This window comes from Cytobacillus sp. FSL R5-0569, from assembly GCF_038007265.1.
Taxonomy (GTDB): Bacteria; Bacillota; Bacilli; order Bacillales; family Cytobacillaceae; genus Cytobacillus; species Cytobacillus kochii.
This window is the reverse complement of the sequence record NZ_JBBOWW010000001.1, coordinates 1,744,843-1,765,105: the sequence shown is the minus strand read 5'-3', so window position 1 is coordinate 1,765,105 and position 20,263 is coordinate 1,744,843. Positions and strand designations below refer to the sequence as shown.

Annotated in this window: 23 protein-coding genes; 9 read left to right on the top strand and 14 right to left on the bottom strand. The window is 34.8% G+C overall.

Annotation, left to right across the window (positions count from 1 at the left end):
* The first annotated feature begins 316 nt into the window (after positions 1-316).
* Together MKX78_RS09245 and rnjA are read left to right on the top strand one after the other, a co-directional pair.
* On the top strand, positions 317-529 hold the full coding sequence (locus tag MKX78_RS09245; protein ID WP_095369686.1) for a DNA-dependent RNA polymerase subunit epsilon: 213 nt from the start codon (positions 317-319) through the stop codon (positions 527-529).
* A gap of 3 nt (positions 530-532) precedes the next feature.
* Positions 533-2,200, top strand: a complete 1,668-nt coding sequence (gene rnjA, locus MKX78_RS09240) for a ribonuclease J1 (protein WP_307314671.1) — start codon at positions 533-535, stop codon at positions 2,198-2,200.
* A 35-nt stretch (positions 2,201-2,235) separates the two neighbouring features.
* Here the strand turns inward: rnjA and MKX78_RS09235 are convergent, their stop codons facing one another.
* The 8 genes from MKX78_RS09235 to MKX78_RS09200 form a co-directional block, all read right to left on the bottom strand.
* The gene (locus tag MKX78_RS09235; protein WP_095369688.1) at positions 2,236-2,895 is read right to left on the bottom strand and encodes a potassium channel family protein; all 660 of its coding nucleotides are present in this window, start codon (positions 2,893-2,895) and stop codon (positions 2,236-2,238) included.
* A 147-nt stretch (positions 2,896-3,042) separates the two neighbouring features.
* Positions 3,043-3,498 carry a TlpA disulfide reductase family protein gene (locus MKX78_RS09230; RefSeq protein WP_095369689.1) on the bottom strand — a complete coding sequence of 152 codons (456 nt, stop codon included), beginning with the start codon at positions 3,496-3,498 and terminating at the stop codon, positions 3,043-3,045.
* 114 nt (positions 3,499-3,612) lie between these two features.
* Positions 3,613-4,155, bottom strand: coding sequence for a peroxiredoxin (locus MKX78_RS09225; RefSeq protein ID WP_095369690.1), 543 nt, complete (start codon positions 4,153-4,155; stop codon positions 3,613-3,615).
* 236 nt (positions 4,156-4,391) lie between these two features.
* Positions 4,392-5,522 carry an N-acetyldiaminopimelate deacetylase gene (locus MKX78_RS09220; RefSeq protein ID WP_307314675.1) on the bottom strand — a complete coding sequence of 377 codons (1,131 nt, stop codon included), beginning with the start codon at positions 5,520-5,522 and terminating at the stop codon, positions 4,392-4,394.
* Between the two features lie 74 nt (positions 5,523-5,596).
* Positions 5,597-6,307 (bottom strand): 2,3,4,5-tetrahydropyridine-2,6-dicarboxylate N-acetyltransferase, encoded by a 711-nt coding sequence (gene dapD / locus MKX78_RS09215; RefSeq protein ID WP_095369692.1) that lies wholly within the window; start codon positions 6,305-6,307, stop codon positions 5,597-5,599.
* 85 nt (positions 6,308-6,392) lie between these two features.
* A complete protein-coding gene (locus MKX78_RS09210) occupies positions 6,393-7,277 on the bottom strand; it encodes a LysR family transcriptional regulator (RefSeq protein WP_095369693.1) in 885 nt (294 codons plus the stop codon).
* A gap of 106 nt (positions 7,278-7,383) precedes the next feature.
* Positions 7,384-7,833 carry a cyclic-di-AMP-binding protein CbpB gene (cbpB, locus tag MKX78_RS09205; RefSeq protein WP_307314679.1) on the bottom strand — a complete coding sequence of 150 codons (450 nt, stop codon included), beginning with the start codon at positions 7,831-7,833 and terminating at the stop codon, positions 7,384-7,386.
* A 553-nt stretch (positions 7,834-8,386) separates the two neighbouring features.
* On the bottom strand, positions 8,387-8,623 hold the full coding sequence (locus MKX78_RS09200) for a YkuJ family protein (RefSeq protein WP_095369696.1): 237 nt from the start codon (positions 8,621-8,623) through the stop codon (positions 8,387-8,389).
* A gap of 208 nt (positions 8,624-8,831) precedes the next feature.
* On the opposite strand from MKX78_RS09200, the gene MKX78_RS09195 reads away from it, so the two are divergent.
* Positions 8,832-9,071, top strand: coding sequence for a glutaredoxin family protein (locus MKX78_RS09195; RefSeq protein WP_095369697.1), 240 nt, complete (start codon positions 8,832-8,834; stop codon positions 9,069-9,071).
* A gap of 53 nt (positions 9,072-9,124) precedes the next feature.
* Here the strand turns inward: MKX78_RS09195 and MKX78_RS09190 are convergent, their stop codons facing one another.
* Together MKX78_RS09190 and MKX78_RS09185 are read right to left on the bottom strand one after the other, a co-directional pair.
* On the bottom strand, positions 9,125-9,355 hold the full coding sequence (locus tag MKX78_RS09190; RefSeq protein WP_095369698.1) for a hypothetical protein: 231 nt from the start codon (positions 9,353-9,355) through the stop codon (positions 9,125-9,127).
* 86 nt (positions 9,356-9,441) lie between these two features.
* A complete protein-coding gene (locus MKX78_RS09185) occupies positions 9,442-10,659 on the bottom strand; it encodes an EAL domain-containing protein (protein WP_307314682.1) in 1,218 nt (405 codons plus the stop codon).
* A gap of 170 nt (positions 10,660-10,829) precedes the next feature.
* Here MKX78_RS09185 and MKX78_RS09180 point away from each other — a divergent pair, with 170 nt between their 5' ends.
* The 3 genes from MKX78_RS09180 (at position 10,830) to MKX78_RS09170 (ending at position 13,015) form a co-directional block, all read left to right on the top strand.
* Positions 10,830-11,786 (top strand): metallophosphoesterase, encoded by a 957-nt coding sequence (locus tag MKX78_RS09180; RefSeq protein ID WP_307314684.1) that lies wholly within the window; start codon positions 10,830-10,832, stop codon positions 11,784-11,786.
* A 156-nt stretch (positions 11,787-11,942) separates the two neighbouring features.
* Entirely contained in the window at positions 11,943-12,437 is a 495-nt protein-coding gene (locus MKX78_RS09175; protein ID WP_307314687.1) for a L,D-transpeptidase family protein, read from the top strand.
* Positions 12,438-12,523: 86 nt separating this feature from the next.
* Positions 12,524-13,015, top strand: coding sequence for a YkyB family protein (locus MKX78_RS09170; protein ID WP_180316977.1), 492 nt, complete (start codon positions 12,524-12,526; stop codon positions 13,013-13,015).
* A 285-nt stretch (positions 13,016-13,300) separates the two neighbouring features.
* Here the strand turns inward: MKX78_RS09170 and MKX78_RS09165 are convergent, their stop codons facing one another.
* Positions 13,301-14,194 (bottom strand): chemotaxis protein CheV, encoded by an 894-nt coding sequence (locus tag MKX78_RS09165; RefSeq protein WP_095369702.1) that lies wholly within the window; start codon positions 14,192-14,194, stop codon positions 13,301-13,303.
* 84 nt (positions 14,195-14,278) lie between these two features.
* Complete coding sequence (locus tag MKX78_RS09160; protein ID WP_307314692.1) at positions 14,279-15,595, bottom strand: MFS transporter; 1,317 nt, start codon at positions 15,593-15,595, stop codon at positions 14,279-14,281.
* A 330-nt stretch (positions 15,596-15,925) separates the two neighbouring features.
* Between MKX78_RS09160 and MKX78_RS09155 the strand changes: the two genes are divergently transcribed.
* On the top strand, positions 15,926-17,074 hold the full coding sequence (locus tag MKX78_RS09155; RefSeq protein ID WP_322909196.1) for an aminotransferase A: 1,149 nt from the start codon (positions 15,926-15,928) through the stop codon (positions 17,072-17,074).
* Between the two features lie 53 nt (positions 17,075-17,127).
* Here MKX78_RS09155 and MKX78_RS09150 read toward each other — a convergent pair whose 3' ends face one another.
* Together MKX78_RS09150 and MKX78_RS09145 are read right to left on the bottom strand one after the other, a co-directional pair.
* Positions 17,128-18,003, bottom strand: a complete 876-nt coding sequence (locus tag MKX78_RS09150) for an NAD(P)-dependent oxidoreductase (RefSeq protein WP_341050665.1) — start codon at positions 18,001-18,003, stop codon at positions 17,128-17,130.
* Between the two features lie 73 nt (positions 18,004-18,076).
* A complete protein-coding gene (locus MKX78_RS09145; RefSeq protein WP_095369706.1) occupies positions 18,077-18,526 on the bottom strand; it encodes a hypothetical protein in 450 nt (149 codons plus the stop codon).
* A gap of 171 nt (positions 18,527-18,697) precedes the next feature.
* Between MKX78_RS09145 and MKX78_RS09140 the strand changes: the two genes are divergently transcribed.
* Together MKX78_RS09140 and MKX78_RS09135 are read left to right on the top strand one after the other, a co-directional pair.
* Positions 18,698-19,765, top strand: coding sequence for a YeeE/YedE family protein (locus tag MKX78_RS09140; RefSeq protein ID WP_341050663.1), 1,068 nt, complete (start codon positions 18,698-18,700; stop codon positions 19,763-19,765).
* A 12-nt stretch (positions 19,766-19,777) separates the two neighbouring features.
* Positions 19,778-20,002 (top strand): sulfurtransferase TusA family protein, encoded by a 225-nt coding sequence (locus MKX78_RS09135; RefSeq protein WP_341050661.1) that lies wholly within the window; start codon positions 19,778-19,780, stop codon positions 20,000-20,002.
* The last annotated feature ends 261 nt before the right edge of the window (positions 20,003-20,263 follow it).

Below are 20,263 nucleotides of genomic sequence, written 5' to 3'. Positions count from 1 at the left end.
TTAACGCTTTAACTAAGTAAATACATAAGATTGTGTTAAGAAATCCAACGATGTTAAGTATATAAGACAACTATTTGGCTTAGTCTATAAATTATTTAAACATACGATGTAAAGTCGAGTAAGTAATGCTAAACATTGATTCCTTAAAAAAGGTCTTTGTTACCTTGGTAGGTAACCATACTAAAAATAAATAATTAGTCAATGTATGAGCAGTCTTTTTTCCTTAATATACTTACATGTGACGATCTCTTATCCTATATCTCATGTTACTTTTTAAAAATATAGATAAAGACTACGGAATAAGGAGAGATACCCTATGTTATTTAAAGTTTACTATCAAGAGTCCGCGAAAGAAGTGCCTGTACGTGAGCACACAAAAACCGTGTATGTAGAAGGTAAAAATGAAAGGGACGTCCGAACTAAACTAAAAACGCGTCCAATCAATATTGAGTTTGTTACAGCAGTTGAAGGTGACTACTTAGCTTATGAGCAAGACCATCAAGATTTTAAAGTATTGGAGATTGAATAATTTATGAAATTTGTTAAAAATGACCAGACTGCTGTATTCGCTCTTGGTGGTCTTGGAGAGATCGGAAAAAATACGTATGCAGTACAATTCCAAGATGAGATTATCCTAATTGATGCGGGAATTAAATTTCCGGAAGATGAATTATTAGGGATTGACTATGTTATTCCTGATTACACTTATTTACAGAAGAATGAAGACAAGATTAAAGGTTTGTTTATTACGCACGGACACGAAGACCATATCGGCGGGATTCCGTATTTATTAAAAACGATAAATATCCCCATTTATGGTGGAAAACTAGCACTAGGCTTATTAAAAAATAAGCTTGAAGAACATGGTTTACTAAGACAGACGAAGTTATATGAGATTCAGGAAGATGATATCATTAAATTTAGAAAAACTTCTGTGACATTCTTTAGAACAACGCATAGTATCCCTGATTCTTATGGGATTGTTGTAAAAACTCCTCCAGGTCAAGTCGTTCATACTGGAGACTTTAAATTTGATTTTACGCCAGTTGGCGAACCTGCTAATTTAACTAAAATCGCTGAGATTGGTAAAGAAGGTGTCCTTTGCTTACTTTCAGATAGTACAAATAGTGAAATTCCTGAATTTACGATGTCTGAAAGAAAAGTCGGAGATAGCATTCAAGATATTTTCCGTAAAGTAGAGGGTAGAATTATCTTTGCTACCTTTGCTTCGAACATTCATCGTCTTCAGCAAGTAACAGAAGCAGCTGTAAGGAACGGAAGAAAGGTCGCAGTGTTCGGAAGAAGTATGGAAGCTGCAATTAATATTGGTCAAGAGCTTGGTTATATTACTGCACCAAAAGATACATTTATTGATGCACAGCAAATTAATCGTCTACCTGCTAACCAAGTCACTATCCTTTGTACGGGAAGTCAAGGCGAACCGATGGCAGCACTTTCAAGAATCGCAAATGGTACACATCGCCAAATACAGATTCACCCTGGTGATACTGTTGTCTTTTCTTCTTCACCAATACCTGGTAATACGATTAGTGTAAGTAGAACAATTGATCGTCTCTCACGCGCTGGTGCCGAAGTGATTTATGGTAAATTAAATAATATTCACACATCAGGACATGGTGGACAAGAAGAGCAAAAGCTTATGTTAAGATTAATTAAACCAAAGTTCTTCATGCCGATACACGGTGAATATCGCATGCAAAAAATGCACGCTGGCCTAGCTATAGATTGTGGTGTGAATGAAGAAGATATTTTCATCATGGACAATGGTGATGTGCTAGCCCTCAGTGATCAGACTGCTCAAGTTGCAGGGAAAATCCCATCAGGTAATGTGTATATCGATGGTAATGGTATTGGCGATATAGGAAATATTGTTCTACGTGACCGCCGCATTCTATCAGAAGAAGGACTAGTTGTGGTTGTTGTTAGTATTAACATGAAAGAGTTTAAGATTTCTGCTGGCCCAGACTTAATTTCCAGAGGATTTGTATACATGAGAGAATCTGGAGACCTTATCAATGATGCACAATCCTTAATCGCTAAACATTTAAATAAAGTGATGGAAAGAAAAACAACACAATGGTCTGAGATTAAAAATGAAATTACAGATACACTTGCTCCGTTCTTATATGAAAAAACAAAACGCCGTCCAATGATACTACCTATCATTATGGAAGTATGATAAAAAGCATTCGAGTTTACCTCGAATGCTTTTTTTTAGCTTAACATCTTTTTTTCTAAACGATTAATATCATTATCTGCCCCAATAACAATAAGTACATCTTTATATTGTATAATTTCCGTAGCTTGTGGCGAGACAATAATACTTGACCTGCGTTTGATTGCTACTATATTCACACCATACTTCGCTCTTATATCCAAATCAATAATCGAATGGCCGCCAATTCTTTCATTTGCTTCAATTTCAACGATGCTATGCTCATCAGATAACTCTAAATAATCAAGTATACTATTGGAGGCTAACTTATGAGCAATCCTAATCCCCATATCTCTTTCAGGGTGCACAATGACGTCTGCCCCTATTTTACTTAATACTTTGCCATGATAATCATTTTGAGCTTTAACAGTTACTTTTTTAACGCCATTTTCTTTTAACATTAATGTTGTCAGTATACTTGCTTGAATATCGTCTCCTATGGCTACAATTACGTGATCAAAGTTACGTAAACCCAAACTTTTAATAACAGCATCATCTGTTGTATCACCTACTACTGCGTGAGAGGCAATAATTGAAAACTCATTCACTCTTGCCTCATTCGAATCAATGGCCATTACTTCCATCCCTTGTTCCGTTAGCTCTTTACAAATACTACCACCAAATCTACCTAGACCAATGACAACAAAGTTTTTTCTCATAAGTAAACCTCCGAATTATCACCTATTAACGAACATTATTCTACCACATTTATGAATGGAAAAGCCATAAATGTAGTGATTCATTTTATCTTTTCGATTTCAATAAAAAAAGCTGAGATTTATGAATCTCAGCTTTTAAGCTACCCTTTATTCAGCTTTCTCCATTTCATCCAACACACGATTAACGCGCTTTGTTAACATTTTCATTCCGCTACCACCCGCTTGGAAGTGACGAAGAACACCCTCTTTATCAAATACATAATAAGCAGGGACATATTGATTTTCAAAGGCATCATTCAATTTATGTTCACTATCAACATAAATTGGTTGTGTGATATCGTGTTCTGCAGCCACTTTCTTGATTTCTTCTAAATCTAGATCATCTTCAGACCTTGGCATATGAACAGCAATCACATTTAACTTTCCATTATATTCATCTCTAAATTGATTCACTTGAGGCATGGCTTCTTTACATAGATGACAACTGATAGACCAAAAATGAATAAGTGTTGGCTTTTCACCAATAAGCTCCTCTTTTGTCACTTGTCCATTTAACCATTCTGTTGCTCCCGTTAATTCAGGCATTGGCGCACGTAATTTCATATAGTCAATCTCCCTTCATGAATATATAACTCTGAAGAAAAGAGACCTAACAAACGAATGTTAGGCCTCTTTTCTTATGTAACCCAACAATGGGTTTATAAGACTCTAAATGAATTATAGAGTTTTTTGACCTGGTTTCCAGTTAGCTGGGCAAAGGCCACCCGTTTGAAGTGCTTGAAGCACACGTAGGGTTTCATCAACGTCACGGCCAATGTTGTTATGGTTTACTACTGAATACATTAACTCTCCTTCAGGGTTAATGATATATAGCCCACGAAGTGCTACACCTTCTTCTTCAATTAAGACACCATAGTCACGTGATACAACATGGTTTGTATCCGCAGCTAATGGATAGTTAAGATCACCAAGTCCATTTTCTTTACGATCAGTATTAATCCATGCTAAATGAGTGTGAATAGTATCTGTTGATACACCAATTACTTCTGCATCAAGATCTTCGAATTCATCATAGCGATCTGACATTGCAGTAATTTCAGTTGGGCAAACAAAAGTGAAATCCATTGGATAGAAGAAAAGAACTGTCCATTTATCATTCTTCATATTTTCTTCAAGACTTACTTTACCAAATTCCTTATTAGCCAATACAGCGTCCATTTCAAATCTTGGTGCTTGTTTTCCTACCATACGTTCTGCCATGATTAATTCCCTCCAGTAATTATGTACTAAACAAGAATTGATATGTATATTCTCATTTGCAACTTGTTCATCGATAATAATTATACATTTCTTATTGATAATAGTCAAGGTAAATTAAAATGAATTTAAATTAGGATTTATTCTAAATTATTCAATTTATTATCTATATTATTATATTATCAAAAAGAGCTAGGCGATGAAAATAATTGAGCGTGCGCTCGATTGATGTGAAATGATTACGCCCTATTCCCTTTATAATTCAAGTAATCACCGATATAGTTAATCGCTAAATTAATTGCTCCCTCATCCGGCTTAAGACGTGCATGGTGTAAACCAAAAGGAGAATTAACTCCTAGCCAAAACATAAAACCGGGAATTTCACGTAGCATATAACCAAAGTCCTCACCAGTCATCGCTTCTTTACAAATAAATAGGTTTGCTTCATTATGGCCTTCTGTGAATTGCATGAGATCGGCGGTTAACACTTCATCATTGTATACTTGATAATAATTACTTCCATAATCGATTGTTGTTTGACATTCATAGCCCACTTCTACTCCTTGTACAAGCGCCTCAATTCTTTGTTTTACTCTGTTCATCGATGTTGGTGAGAGCGTTCTGATCGTTCCCTCTATTCTTGCATTTTCAGCAATAATATTTTGTACTGTACCACCAGTGATTTTTCCTACTGTTACAACAGCACTATCAAGAGGGTCAATGTTTCTTGAAACAATGGTCTGAAGTTGATTAACTAAAGAGCATGCTGCTACGACCATATCTATTGTTTGATGAGGATACGCTGCATGGCCACCTTTGCCTTTTAAATCGATAAACAATTCTGACGTATTAGCAAACAACAGTCCTTCTTTCACAGCGATTGTACCAACAGGGTATTCTGGTGCAATATGCAAAGCGAAAATCATGTCAGGTTTCCATTGTTGAAATTCTGCTGATTCTAATAACGGCTTGGCTCCACCTGGTCCTTCTTCAGCAGGTTGAAAAATAAATACCATATCATCATTAATTGGATGATTGACGATATTAGTTATTACACCAAGTGCGATTGCCATATGAAAGTCGTGACCACAGGCATGCATATTTCCTTTATGCGTAGATTGGAAAGGATAGTCTGTTTCTTCATCAATTGGCAGACCATCTATATCTGCCCTGTAACCAATCGTTTTGGACGGATTCAAGCCCTTAATCCTTAAGATAATACCAGTTCTCCACGTTTTTACTTCCATTCGCGTTTGATCCAATGAGGCAATATATTCTAATAAATATTTCTGTGTTTTCACTTCTTGAAATCCTAGTTCCGGTATTTTATGCAAGTCTCGGCGTATTCTCACAAATAGATTATCAATCAACTACCATTCTCCTCCATATACAAAAGCGTGGAAATAAACTTCCACGCTTTTTCTATATTCATTTTACCTTATGATTAAAGTTGACGAAGTTCTTGCTTAATTTCTGTTTTTGATTTTGTTTTTTCATCAATTTGTTTGATGACCTTTGCTGGTGTACCAGCTACAACTGTATTAGGTGCTACATCATCAATGACAATTGCACCCGCTGCAACAACAGCACCTTTACCAACTGTTACGCCTTCTAAAATAACTGCATTTGCCCCAATTACTACGTCATCCTCAACAATAACTGGTTTTGCAGAAGGGGGTTCAATCACACCTGCTAATACGGAACCTGCACCAATGTGGCAGTTTTTACCGACAGTTGCTCGTCCACCAAGAACAACATTCATATCGATCATTGTTCCTTCTCCGATAGCAGCACCGATATTAATAGAAGCACCCATCATAATGACCACATTGTCGCCAATTTCAACTTGATCACGAATGATTGCACCTGGTTCAATACGTGCTTTAATGTTTTTCATATCTAATAATGGAATAGCAGAATTACGGCGATCATTTTCGATTACATAATCTTCAATTTTCGCTTCATTATTCTTAATTGCTTGTTCAATTTCAGCCCATTCACCAAAAACAACACCGCTTTGACCATTCAGAAAAGATTGACTTGAGCTACCAAAATCGATATTCTCTAAATCACCTTTAATATAGACTTTTACAGGTGTAGATTTTGTACTATTTTGAATAAAAGAAATGATTTCATTTGCATCCATCATTTTCATTGTAATTCCTCCTTTGATGTTCATATATGTATAAACTAACTAGAATTAATTTAACAAACTAACGCATTGAAAACAAGTGATATTATCATTTTTGTTCTTCAGCTATATGTTGCTTAATTAATTCGACAAATGCTTGTACTTGCTTCAGCTCAAAAGCTGATTCATATCCAAGTAACCATGTATCACGACTAATAGGTTGTTCGTTTTCATCCTCTAGGGGACTAATAAATATATTTTTCTCCATCCCCGTTAATGTAATGGCAGGTAATATCGCATAACCTATCCCGTTTAAGGTCATTTGTTTACAGGTCTCAATTTGATCGACTACAATCGTCCTTTTCGGTGGTGTCTTAAATTTCCTTAGCCACCAGTCTTGTATCTCTTGATAATAATTTGAATCACTTTTGAATTGAATAAAGGGCCGATCGGTTTCTAATATTTGATTTGTATCCTTAATCTCTGTATCAACAAGATACAGACTATCTTTAAATAAAGGTATCTTAACACCTTTCCAATCTGGTGTACCGCGAATAATCCCAATATGTACATCGTCATCATAAAGTGACCTTAAAATTTCACTACTCCAGCCTGTAATCAAGGATATTTTCGCTTGAGGATAGGTATTAACAAATTTCTTTAATACTTGAGGTAACCAATTTTGCCCGACAATGGAAGCTACAGCAATTTTCAATGTCCCGTATACTTCAGTATTTAAAGACTGAATCGATTCTTTTACCTTTTCCTCAGCTATCACGACCTCATTTACAAACTTGATGACCATTTCACCTGCTGGTGTTAAGGACAATCCCTTTTGAGATCGTACGAATAATCTACTTCCCCATTCTTTCTCGATATTTTGTAACCTTTGAGAAAGAGCTGGTTGTGATACAAACAAACGTTCAGCTGCTTTACGCATATTCATTTCTTGTGCAAGTACACTTAACATATGGAATTCCGATAGAGAAGCCACTTTTGACGTTCACCACCTCTAAAACTCACACCACTCACCTTCACATTCGGGCAAGTGGGGGAATAATCTTGACAGACGGAAGCTCCCAATATCTTTTGGGAGCTCTTTAGTCCTTCTTCTTTTTGCTATGCAATGCTTTTTGCAGTTGAACTAATAAGGATCTACGGGTAAGAATACCTTCAAAGTACCCTTCATCATCTTCAACACAAATAAATGGATGATCGACTAATAGTCCTGTGGCATTTCTAAGAGAAGTATTAATATTTAGGCGTGGTATATCATGATTCATAAATTCTTCTACACGCTTTTCTTCCAATTGATCGAATTCAATTCTCTGTAACCCAAGAATAGATTCCATAATCATTGGAGTGCTAATCAATCCATGGAGCTTATAGTGAGGATCTAAGACAGGAATAGCTGTGTAACCACTTTTCGTCAAAACTAAAAGGGTGTGCTCTAAATTATTGCCGATTTGAACATGTGCCACTCGCTCTGAAGGAATGAGCAAGTCTTTAATATCAATTTCTAAAAACTCTTCACTGTGGAGACTGATCATAATTTGAAAACTCCTCAAACTTTAATGATTTGTATTCAATTATGATTTTATCATAGTTTCCTCATATCTGCCTTATATTTACCCCATAAACCTATCCTTTACTTGTATGAATATTTCTACTACGATATTGACAGTAAGGACAATGAAAAATCAAGTTTTGGTTTGATTGCGCAGTAAGTGTTTTATCCATCTTCGCTCTTCTATCACAGTTTGGACAAATAACCTCTGGTACCATATCAACATCACCTCTTTTATAGAATGACCGAAGAACGATGAAATTATTTAGCCGATGGGAATGAAGAAGACAAATCCTTATTTAACTCGATAACATGTTTTACTCTCTAAATATAATTTATCTGTTGCTTCATTCATTTATTAGCCCCTCATTGTATTTTGGAGGATTGAATATCATCTTGAATGTTCGCTTTTTTGTATCCCTACGTAAGCAAGAGCAGGTGGTGTGGTGATAAGTTTTGCCTTCCTTACCCGTAATTTTTATATCAAATAAAAAAAAGAGACCATTTAGTTGGTCTCTCCGCTTATAAGGGTATGATTACTGAATGAGCTCGAACACTTCAATTGTTATCATATCAACATTATCAAATTGATAACGTTTAGGCTTCTCTTTGTCATTGTAAACTTCCAATTCGAATGTTTCGTTTTTCGGATGATAAGTAACTTGGCATTTTCTTTCACCATTCACCTCAAAAAATCTCTGTGTGGGTTCTGAGCCAGTTGCCTGCTCTTGTAAATTCTTTAATCTAGTCAATATGCCTTGTAATTGTGACAATTGTTTATCTCCTTTCCAAAACAACCCTTTAACTTAAGGTTTCTCTCTAGGCATGTTTTTATCCTACTTCTAAAAAAGCGGTTACTAAACCGTTTTTTTCACATGCCAATATTAACAGGATAATTAATATGGTATGATTACACAAGTAAAAGAATAAAAAAAGTCCAGATTTTTTCAAAGTTCGACTTTTCAGGAGGAATGATTGTACGTGAAATCAATTACTATTTATACACAACCAGAATGCCCACCGTGTGAAATTACTAAAATGTTTTTAAAAGACTACGGATTTTCTTTTGAACAAAAAGATATTAAAAAAGACCCTAAAGCAATGAAAGAACTAACACAAACATATCATTCCTACTCAACCCCAACGGTCGTTATCGAAAACGAAGTGATTAGCGGATTTAATTTAGAAAAGCTAAAAGAATTATTAGATATAGAAGAATAATCAATGAATAAAAAAGGCTTCCAGGTCAAAAGAGGAAGCCTTTTTAGACGAAATTATCGAAAAACGTAAAAGATTGTAATGGCTGCTAAGGCAACAAAAAAAACAACATAGACGACAAGGATAGGATTGAATAAATAAGGTCTTTTCTTCACCTCATCGGGGATGTCTGCATCCAGTTCCTTATTCGTTGATGCTTTTTCCTTTAATATAGATGAAGTGGATATCAATGACCAAACGATGAGAACTAAACAAATAACTATTAAAGCAATTAACCAGCCGCTCACCCTATTTCACTCCTTTACATAATACGTTCTAGTAAAGATAGGATGTGCGCTAAAGTATGAATTATGCTGGTTGATATTGCCTTTACCTATAATAGCCCGTCTCTCTCATATAAAAAATCATAGGAAAGATCTGCGAATAAATACTCTGTTGCTGTTAACGGAAAAGAAAAAGTTCTAATTGTTTCTCCCGTCTCAATATCTGTATACAAATCTGACAATAAACCTTTTTTATTACTTTTCATTCTCATTATATGCTCTAAAAAATATGGTCTCCAGCTCCAATTTTTATGCAGGTATTCATCTTGTTGTATCCAATTCTTATTTTTCTTAAAAATATTTGGTGTTTGTTGAAAACCATCTTCATTACAAATATATAACCTAAAGGCAACATGATCTAACTTCGTTGCTAGTTTTGTCAGGAATGGCACATAAGATTCATATACATGGTTTTTCTGTAAGTATTCTGTCATCGTTTCGTTAAACTTTTCAGTTATCGTGTGTAATGAGTGCAATTTTTTCTTTTCATAGGTGATAAATTGATGACATTTTTCTTTTAATTTTTCCTTCAAGATATCTCGATCAACAAATACACTTCCAGCTTTATGTAAATAGTCTCCTTGGTAATATCTCCCACCATTTCTCCAAGCAAACTGTAACTGAAAATCCATATCAATATTTTCAAATAATAATGTTGCACCAATCTTTCTGGCTAACATCGATAGAGAATAAAGAATTTCTTGATAATGATGATTATTTGATGAAGAACGTAAAGCTTTTAAATCAATTCTTAAAATATTTGGTGCTAACTTCCCAATCTGCTCTAAATTATTATTCGCTTCTCCTAAATTATCGATGGCAATTTTAATGCCATATGTACGATAATAACTAATGAAATGATCCAAATAGTCAAAATCATCATCGATAGGTGTTCTTTTCGTCATACTGATGACAATTCGATCTAACGCAATACCTTGATCCTCATATTGTTTTAAAATATTCAGTAGATGCTCACTATCTTGATTTAATAGCAAATCAACATTTCGATTAATATATATCATTACATCATCTTTCATTTGAATAGCATGCTCTAACGCTTTTTCCAGCAAAATATCATCGACTTTATTACGATATTCTTCTGGTATGGAATCGTCAGCTAAAAATGACTTCAAATCAATCTCATTATTTTCAGTTATAAACTTACCAATCACTTCATAACCGATAATTCTATGCTCATCCGCACTAAATATCGGAAAAAAATACGGCATAATATGTTTGCTGTCTTGTAAGATTTCTAATGGTTCCATAAAGTGGCACTCCCATTTATCTGAACTTTTAATACGATATCCCATTATATCATATTCTCCCCTACATATTGCCAATAGGTCGAAAATTAAAATTATATATATGTGTGTAAAAACTATTAACCTATACACCCTTACAATTTTTTCTAGTTAATTATTACAAATTGTTATCAATGATTGGAAATATTGGTCTTTGCTGTTTTTTCGTTCATATATTTGATAGTATGAGAGAGTATATTAAAGAGATTGGTTGGTATAATGTAATGGCAGATAAAATGACTCGGAGAAGTTTTTTTAAAAAAAGTATGGGATCTTTCGTAGCTCTAGCCGCTATCGGTACTGGTGGCTTTTTTTATGCACGTGATATTGAGCCGAAATATTTACAAGTAATTCATCATAACATCATCAAACCTCAATTACCCCACTCTTTTCATAATTTAAAAGTTGTACAATTCAGTGATACACATTTAGGCTTTCATTATGACTTAAATGAACTCAAAAAATTAATGAATAAAATTAACTCATTCCAGCCTGATTTAATTTTCTTCACTGGAGATTTAATGGACAAACCTAATGAGTATCCTTACATCAATCAAATTAGTCCCATATTATCAAAACTTCATGCATCGATTGGTAAATTTGCTATCTATGGCAATCATGATCACGGTGGATATGGTTCTGATATTTACAGAGAGATAATGGAAGAGTCGGGATTTGAGGTTTTACTTAACGAGAGTAAAAAAGTAACCATTAATAATGAGAGCATATATATTTCAGGCATTGATGATGCGATGCTCGGTAAACCAAATTTCCAAACTACTTTTGCGGACATACCTAATGACGGGTATCATATATTTCTATCACATGCCCCTGACTTAGCTGATGAAGCAAGTCAATATCATGTAGACTTTCAATTTAGCGGCCATAGTCACGGTGGACAAATTCAAATCCCCTTCATTGGTGCACTGGTAAAGCCACCCTTTGGAGAAGTTTATTATGAAGGTTTTTATGATGTAGGGGATGAAAAACCACTTAAATTATACGTTAATAGAGGAATTGGGACAACAAGACTACCTTTTCGTTTTCTCTGTCGGCCCGAACTAACAATCTTTACTTTGAAAAGTCAATAACATCGTTTTTTTTATTATATTGGGTGAGTTATTCATTAAAATGAAAGCTCACCTTAAAAATAATCCACCACATTCCTATTCATTTAAAAAAATGTATGTTACAACTTCTCCTATCATATATATATGGTACCCTTCTCTAGAAAGGATGGATCGGAAATGTATCATATTGTTCAACCTGGAGAATCGATGCAGCTGATTGCCGCAAATTACCGTATACCCTATCACCAATTACTATTAGCAAACCCTGCTATTGTTAATCCATCAGTTATTTATATCGGGCAACAAATAATAATTCCTGGACTCCCTAATTCATCAGATATTCCCTATTCTATTGTTGTATCCAAAGAAAAAAGAACGCTTTCCTTATACAAAAACAGACAATTAGTGAAAACATATCCGATTGCAGTTGGTAAGATGTTAACAACTACACCTGTAGGTCAATTCGTTATCGTTAACCGTGAACCAAACCCTGGAGGTCCTTTTGGGGCATTATGGCTATCACTCTCTAAGAAGGGATACGGCATTCACGGCACAAACGACCCGAGTTCAATAGGTAAAGCTGTTTCGAAAGGATGTATTAGAATGCATAATAGTGATGTGCTTGAATTAGCTAGTTTAGTTCCCAATGGAACCTCAGTCGTTATTACTTAATAAATTATAGCGTATTTGAACTTACCCTTTTGTATTTCCTTAAAAAGGGGTATAATGTATACTAATAATTTAATTTTTTCTAAAATATGAAAGGAGTACTTCAATTGAACTCTGCAAGCAATGAGCACCACCCTCAGTTAAAACCAACGGTAGAAAACCTCTCACAAGCAATCTTCACCGTTAACCGTCACGCCAAAACGGCTCCAAATCCGAAGTTTTTATATAAAGTGAAACATGATTCGCTACAAAAACTTCTGAAGGAGGGTAAAGCAAAAAAGATTGGTCTACATTATTCACGAAACCCAAAAAATAGCCAACAACAATCAGACGTATTAATTAAGTGTGGTGCCTACACCTTTCACTTACCACCTTCAAAAATGGATTTTACAGCGTTGCCCCATTTAGGAAACCTGGACTCGTCAGTAAGAAATCCACGCTCCTCTATTTCTTTAAGCCAAGCCAAAAAGCTACTCATGACTTATACCGGTTTAAAAGAAGGCCAACATCATCCAAATAATCGTAAATCAAATAAATATGAAAAACCTGTATTTAAAAAACTAGGGGAATCCTACTTCTAAAATAGTACCTTACCTTTTTAAATAAAAATGAAGTGATTGAAGTCTAGTTTATTCTACCTAAACAAAGCTATACACCAAAAAAACCCGAACCAATTGGCACTCTCCCGTAAGTATTCAGATATCTTAACCTGTCTACTTACGTGAGGTCACAGCAAATGGTTCGGTTTTTATATTGGAGAAAATCCAATTCTACTAGAGATAAAAATGGAATCTAATTAAATTCTAAGCTTAAACAAACAAGTAAATGAGAAAATGCCAAGCAATAATGTGCACCTGTCACTTTATTTACAATAACTCTAAAATGACGTTTACAAGGTTTTGGATATCAGGCTTACTTACTTGTGCATCTGCACCAACCTTCTTTCCCTGATGTAGAAGATCTTCCGTAATAAGCGATGAAAAAATAACTACAGGTGTGGATTGCCGTTTACTATCTTGCTTAATATATTTTGTCAGAAAATGACCATTCATTAATGGCATTTCAATATCAGTAATAACAAGATCGACTTTATTTTTATCAGATGCTAAATGGTTATAACATTCTTCTCCATTTTCAAAGAAAAGTAACTGCTGAAAGCCAGCCTTATTTAATGTTTCTTTTAATATACTGCGTAGCATTGGGGAATCTTCAGCAATAACAATTCTCGCATTCTTTTTATCACCAGCAATATCCGCTTGTAAATCATCTTTGGAGAAACCAATATTGGGATTGATATCAGTCAGGATTTTTTCAAAATCAAGCATTAGAATCATATTTTCTGATTGTTTTACTACGCCAAGTGTATAACTATTATCATTATTATAAATATCATCAGGTTTTTCAATTTGATCCCATGACAGACGATGAATCTGCCTTACTTCATCTACGTGAAATATTACCTTTTGCTTATTAAACTCTACAATGAGAAAACTACTGTCATCTTTAACAATTTGTGTATACGAGTCTTGATTGGAAACCAATGCATTTCTTAAGCTAATAACGGGCAAAACTTCACCTCTTAGTTGTGTAATCCCTAAAATAAATGGATGGGCATGTGGAATAGGCGTAATCGCCAATGGTGCAACAATTTCTTTCACCTTATAAACATTCATTCCATAATGTTGATTATTTACTTTGAATTCAATTATTTCTAGTTCATTCATGCCGCTTTCTACAACTGATTGTCTCTCTGAAATCATATAAACGTCTTCCTCTCAATCTTTTTCTTACCCTTAGCTTATATCGGCTAAAAACAATAAGTATAGATAAGAAGAAGTAGATTTTTAGTTCTCTTCAGGCTTAATCCTATTTAAGAAGAATAATCCCACTAGCGTTAAGACGATTAAGGAGCCCATCCCAAACCTACTAGCTATACTACCGTGAGAAGCAAGCAGATACGTAATCGTTCCGAAAATAAACGGGCCAATAATCGATGAGACTTTGCCGGAAAACGCGAATAATCCAAAAAACTGGCCTCTCTTATCTTCTGGTGTAAGATCGACAATATAAGTTCTCGATGTTACCCACATGGATCCTAGAGCGATTCCAAACATACTACCAGCTATCCAGAACATCCAGGCATTAACGGCAAAAGTACCGATTATTAAAGCAACTAATAGGAGCAGACTCACATATCTAATGGCCCGATAAGCACCAACTGATTTGGTAATATAACCGAAAATAAAAGAGCCAATAATACTTGATACAGTTGAAACTAAATACAGTAGGATAAATTCTCCTGCAGAAAAGCCAACAATGGTGCTCGCATAAGGTGCCATCATTGCGATTGTTGTTGCTAAGGCATCATTTAAGAAAAAGTAAGCAATCATAAATGTAAAAATTACCCGATGTGATTTTATTTCTTTAAAAGTTTTATAAATCTCCTTATATCCTGACAAGAAAGAAGCTTTGTTTTCGACCTGTACTTTTTTCGGATTATCTTTTATAAAAAAGAATAAAGGTAATGAAAATAATAAAAATAAAATGGCAGTTGGAATAAAAGCATGATGGAAATCACTGTTTCCTACATATAAATATACAGTTAACCCTAGTAATGTACCTAAATATCCTATAGCAACACCAAATCCAGATATAAGAGGAACATCTTCTTTTTTCCCTAAATCAGCTATCATCGTGTCATAGAAAACAAGACTTGAATGAAAGAAAAACTTCGCTATAATAAATGAGACTATTACGAGGGCTAAATACAAAGGAACACCCATGATGGTACTTGTCAAATTTACCTCTGCAAATATGCCCATTAAAATGGTAAAGCTTACAGATAACAAGGTAAAGATAACGATATATTTTTTCTTTCTCCCTGTTCTGTCAATGAGGACACCAAACAATGGGCTAAAAATCACCAATAAAAAACTGGCTATTGAATTCGCGTAAGCAATAAAAGTATTCGCTAATTGTTCTTGTACTTCATTATTCCCGATAATTTCCTGCATATAAAATGGCCAAAAAATGGTATTAATATTGGAGGAAAAAATCGTATTGGCAAAATCATATAATGCCCATGAAATAATGGGTAAGGTTAAATATGCCTTCCACGATTGATTTCCTTTTTTCTTTTTTAATCCTCTTTCTATTTCCACTCTCATTCTCCCCTCTACATTTGCAAATTAAAATTAGGTAATTTTTTCTTTCATCATACCATTTTTTAGAATTTATTTTATCTCTTTTTTCTAAAACCTTATTTATTAGCAGTTAAGAAATTGTAAATAAAGCTACATAAGAAAAAGGTTTATCCTATAGGAAAACTTTTGTACAATAAAGAGATAAAACCATGTATTCGGAAAAGAATCAATGTAGAAAGACAACAAAATCATTTAAAATAAATCTTTTTTCGCAAATGGTTTGTATAACTACACTACATATAAATATGTTTGAACCGTTCTCATTATTTTTAATTTGAGGTGAATCCATTGGAACATTTAGTTAATCCAAAAGTTAAATCCATTGAAATTTCGGGTATTAGAAAATTCTTTAATATGGTCTCAGATACAAAAGATATGATTTCTTTGACTATCGGACAACCTGATTTTTCCACACCCACACATGTAAAAGAAGCAGCTAAATTAGCGATTGATGAAGATTATACATCGTATACACATAATGCGGGCGATTTGAAATTAAGAGCAGCAGCAACTAATTTTGTTAAAGAAAAATATCAGTTAGATTATGATGAATCAACTGAAGTGATTGTTACTTCAGGAGCTAGTGAAGCAATAGATATTACTTTAAGAACAATATTAGATGAAAATTGTGAGGTTATTCTTCCTGGCCCGGTTTATCCCGGCTATGAGCCTATTATTCGCCTCTGCGGGGCAACACCCGTCTATGCAGATATAACAAAAAATCAATTCAAAATGACAGCAAGCGTCATACTTCCTCTTATCAATGAAAACACAAGAGCAATTATTTTACCTTACCCATCAAATCCAACTGGTGTCAGTTTATCTAAAGGTGAAATCGAAGAGATTGCGCATCTAATAAGAGGAAAAGATATTTTTATTGTTGCAGATGAAATTTATAGTGAGTTAAGCTTTGATTCGCAACATTTCTCCATTGGCTCAATATTAAAAGAGCAAACCATTGTCATTAACGGCTTATCAAAATCACATGCCATGACTGGATGGCGAATCGGGTTATTATTTGCTCCAGAGAAAATAGCTAAGCATATCTTAAAAGTTCATCAATATAATGTGACCTGCGCCTCATCTATCTCGCAAATGGCTGCGCTACAAGCATTAACAAAAGGGATAGATGATGCTCTCCCCATGAAGGAAGAATATAAGAAAAGACGGGATTATGTTTTTCAGCGCCTAAAAGCGATGAATCTTGAGGTGGTTAAACCGAACGGAGCGTTTTACTTTTTTGTAAAAATTCCATCGAAACAAATATCCTCATTCGATTTTTGTTTACAATTAGTGAAGCAATCAGGTGTCGCTGTCGTGCCTGGCAGTGCTTTCTCCTCTTACGGGGAAGGTTATTTTAGATTATCTTTTGCCTATTCAATGACTACATTGGAAGAGGGTTTAAATCGATTAGCTTCTTTTCTTGAAAAACAATAAAAAAGCTTTGTCGGCCCACTTCCTGCCGACAAAGCTTTTCTTTTTATAAAAAACTACCTTTCCCAATATTTATATAATGCCTGTGTTCCACTTTCCCCTTCTCCTTCAGCAGCTAATTTTTCATACATTTCTCGCGCTAACCTTAGGCCAGGTGTTTCCATTCCCATTTTTTCCGCTTCATCTAAGGCAATTGTCATATCTTTAATAAAGTGTTTTATATAAAAACCTGGAGAGAAATCACCAGAAATCATTCGTGGGACAAGATTAGAAAGTGACCAGCTCCCAGCTGCCCCACTAGTGATACTTTTTAATACGTTTTCACTATTTAATCCTGCTTTTTCTGCATAAATAATTGCCTCACAAACACCGATCATATTCGAAGCTATTGCTATTTGATTGGCCATTTTTGTATGTTGTCCAGCTCCAGCAACTCCTTGATAGACAATGTTTTCGCCCATATATTGTAGAATTGGTAAAATTGCCCGATAGGCAGTATCTTCACCACCCACCATAATAGACAATTTTCCACTTTTAGCACCTATATCTCCACCTGAAACAGGCGCATCAATTGCATAAATCTCTTTTTGTTTTGCCCTTTCAGCAATTTCTTTCGCAAGAGTAGGCGTTGACGTTGTCATATCGATTAAATAAGTATGTGGATTTGCATTTTCAATTAATCCTTCTTCACCTAGATAGATTGATTTCACATCATCAGGATAGCCAACCATAGTAATAACAATGTTTGCTTGCTTGGCTAATTCTTTAGGTGAATGAATCCAACTAGCCCCTTGAGATATTAATTGAGCTGCTTTTTCTTTTGTACGTGAATAGACCAGGACTGTATAGCCTGCTTTAATCAAATGGAGAGCCATACTCTTCCCCATCACTCCTGTACCAATAAAACCAATCTTCGTCTCTTCTTTATTCATTCTCTCTCTCCTTCAAAATAAATATATTGATTATTCTATCATTTATATTTACTATTTGAAAGATAACGGTTTATCAAAGTTGTGAAGAAAAATGAGTTAAATAACCCTTCGCCACACTATGCTCATTATTGATTATTTCGATAGAAACTGCTTGATTCTCAATCATATTTTCAATGTCAAAAACATGTAAATCTTTTTGTAGTGGTATGGGTTCCATATAGATGAAGAAATCTTTATTCCCTTCAGGTTCAATCACTTCTACCGCTTGCCCGTTTTCATTACCATAAAAGATTTCATCTGCCCCTAAAGCTAAGGCTAGTTCTTTATTATGAATATTGACTTTAATGACATAAGCTTCTTCTTCTAATAACACTTTATCATTTAACTGAAATCTAAATTGTAATTCATTTGTTTTCGTCAATAAAGCATCTGCGTGATGATTAATAATTGATTGCTGATCATTACTCGTACATCCACTAAGAAAAAAGAGAAGGCATACGATAAATATTCGACGACTCAACATTTTCTACTCCCCTTCCAGATACGATTAATCCAGTTATCGTCAAACTTAACAACAATTATTCATACATCTATTTTCATTTATTTAAAAAACCCTTGACAATATTTCTGTCTATCCTTTATCATCATAATTCGTAAAGGCTTATAAGTTTACTCGGAATTAGAGGGGATAAATATGATACAAATGTTAATAACTGGATTGATTTGCGGTGCGTTATTAGGCTTTGTTATGCAACGTGGGCGCTTCTGTTTAACAGGGGGCTTCCGTGATATGTTCATCGCAAAAGATAATCGAATGTTTTATGCCTTACTCATTGCTATTTGCGTGCAAAGTATTGGCGTGTTTACTCTTATTCAATTAGGAATCATCGATTTCACTGCTGGTAATTTCGCTTGGTTAGGAGTTATCTTTGGTTCTTTTGTATTTGGTATCGGCATCGTATTAGCCGGTGGTTGTGCGACTGGTACATGGTATCGAGCGGGAGAAGGTTTACTAGGTAGCTGGATTGCTCTGTTCGCTTATATGGTAATGGCTGCGGTTATGAAAACAGGCGTACTCGCACCTTTAAATACAGAAATAAGTTCAATTACTTTACCGGAAAACTCAATTGCTGCTACATTTGGTATAAGCAACTGGATTTTCATTATCGCTTTATTACTTATAACTGGCGGTCTTGTTTATCGAGAGCTTAGAAAGCCCAAAATTGCGATACCATCTTTAAAACCTAAACGTACTGGACTTAGCCATTTATTGTTTGAAAAAAGATGGCATCCATTTGTCACTGCAATTCTTGTTGGGCTAATCGCTCTCCTTGCATGGCCACTAAGCGCTGCTACAGGTAGAATGTTTGGTTTAGGCATTACAACACCATCTGCTAACATTCTACAATATTTAGTGATTGGTGATGCTGCATTAATTAACTGGGGAGTGTTTCTTGTATTAGGAATCTTCATAGGATCATTTATCGCAGCCAAAGGCAGCAAAGAATTTCGTTTTAGAATGCCTGATAAAAAAACAGGTATAAATAGTTTTATTGGTGGATTATTGATGGGGTTTGGAGCTAGCCTTGCCGGTGGCTGTTCAATAGGCAATGGACTAGTAATGACTTCAATGATGACATGGCAAGGATGGATCGGTCTCTTATTTATTATTTTTGGTACTTGGACCGCTGCCTACTTTGTCTATGTTAGACCACAGAAAAGACGTGCTTCTCAAAGTACGACATCACAACAAGCTGTATAGGGGGAAACAAACATGCAAAAAACATTAGAAGTAATGGGTCAAGTTTGTCCATTTCCATTAGTGGAAGCAAAGTCTGCAATTGAATTGATCCAATCAGGAGATGAACTAATTATTCAATTTGATTGTACACAAGCAACTGAAAGTCTTCCACGCTGGGCTGCAGAAGCTGGTCACCAAGTAACCAACTATGAACAACTTGGAGATGCAGCTTGGACGATCACAATTCAAAAGAAATAAATCAATAAAATCGTTGTAACTAATAAGTTTTTAGCAAAATTATTGAACCGAACAATACCTTTGTTCGGTTTTTTTATCTACCATATACTCTTATTGAACGAGATAAAAAATATCCTCACATAATTACCCTAATACACCATATTTAGAACAAAAGAAAAGCTAGCCAATCGGCTAGCTAATAAGGGGAAAATGAGAATGATTTAGCTGACTTAAGGTTTTCTTAAGTGCATATTTAAGAATTACCCGCATCAGTCAGAACCT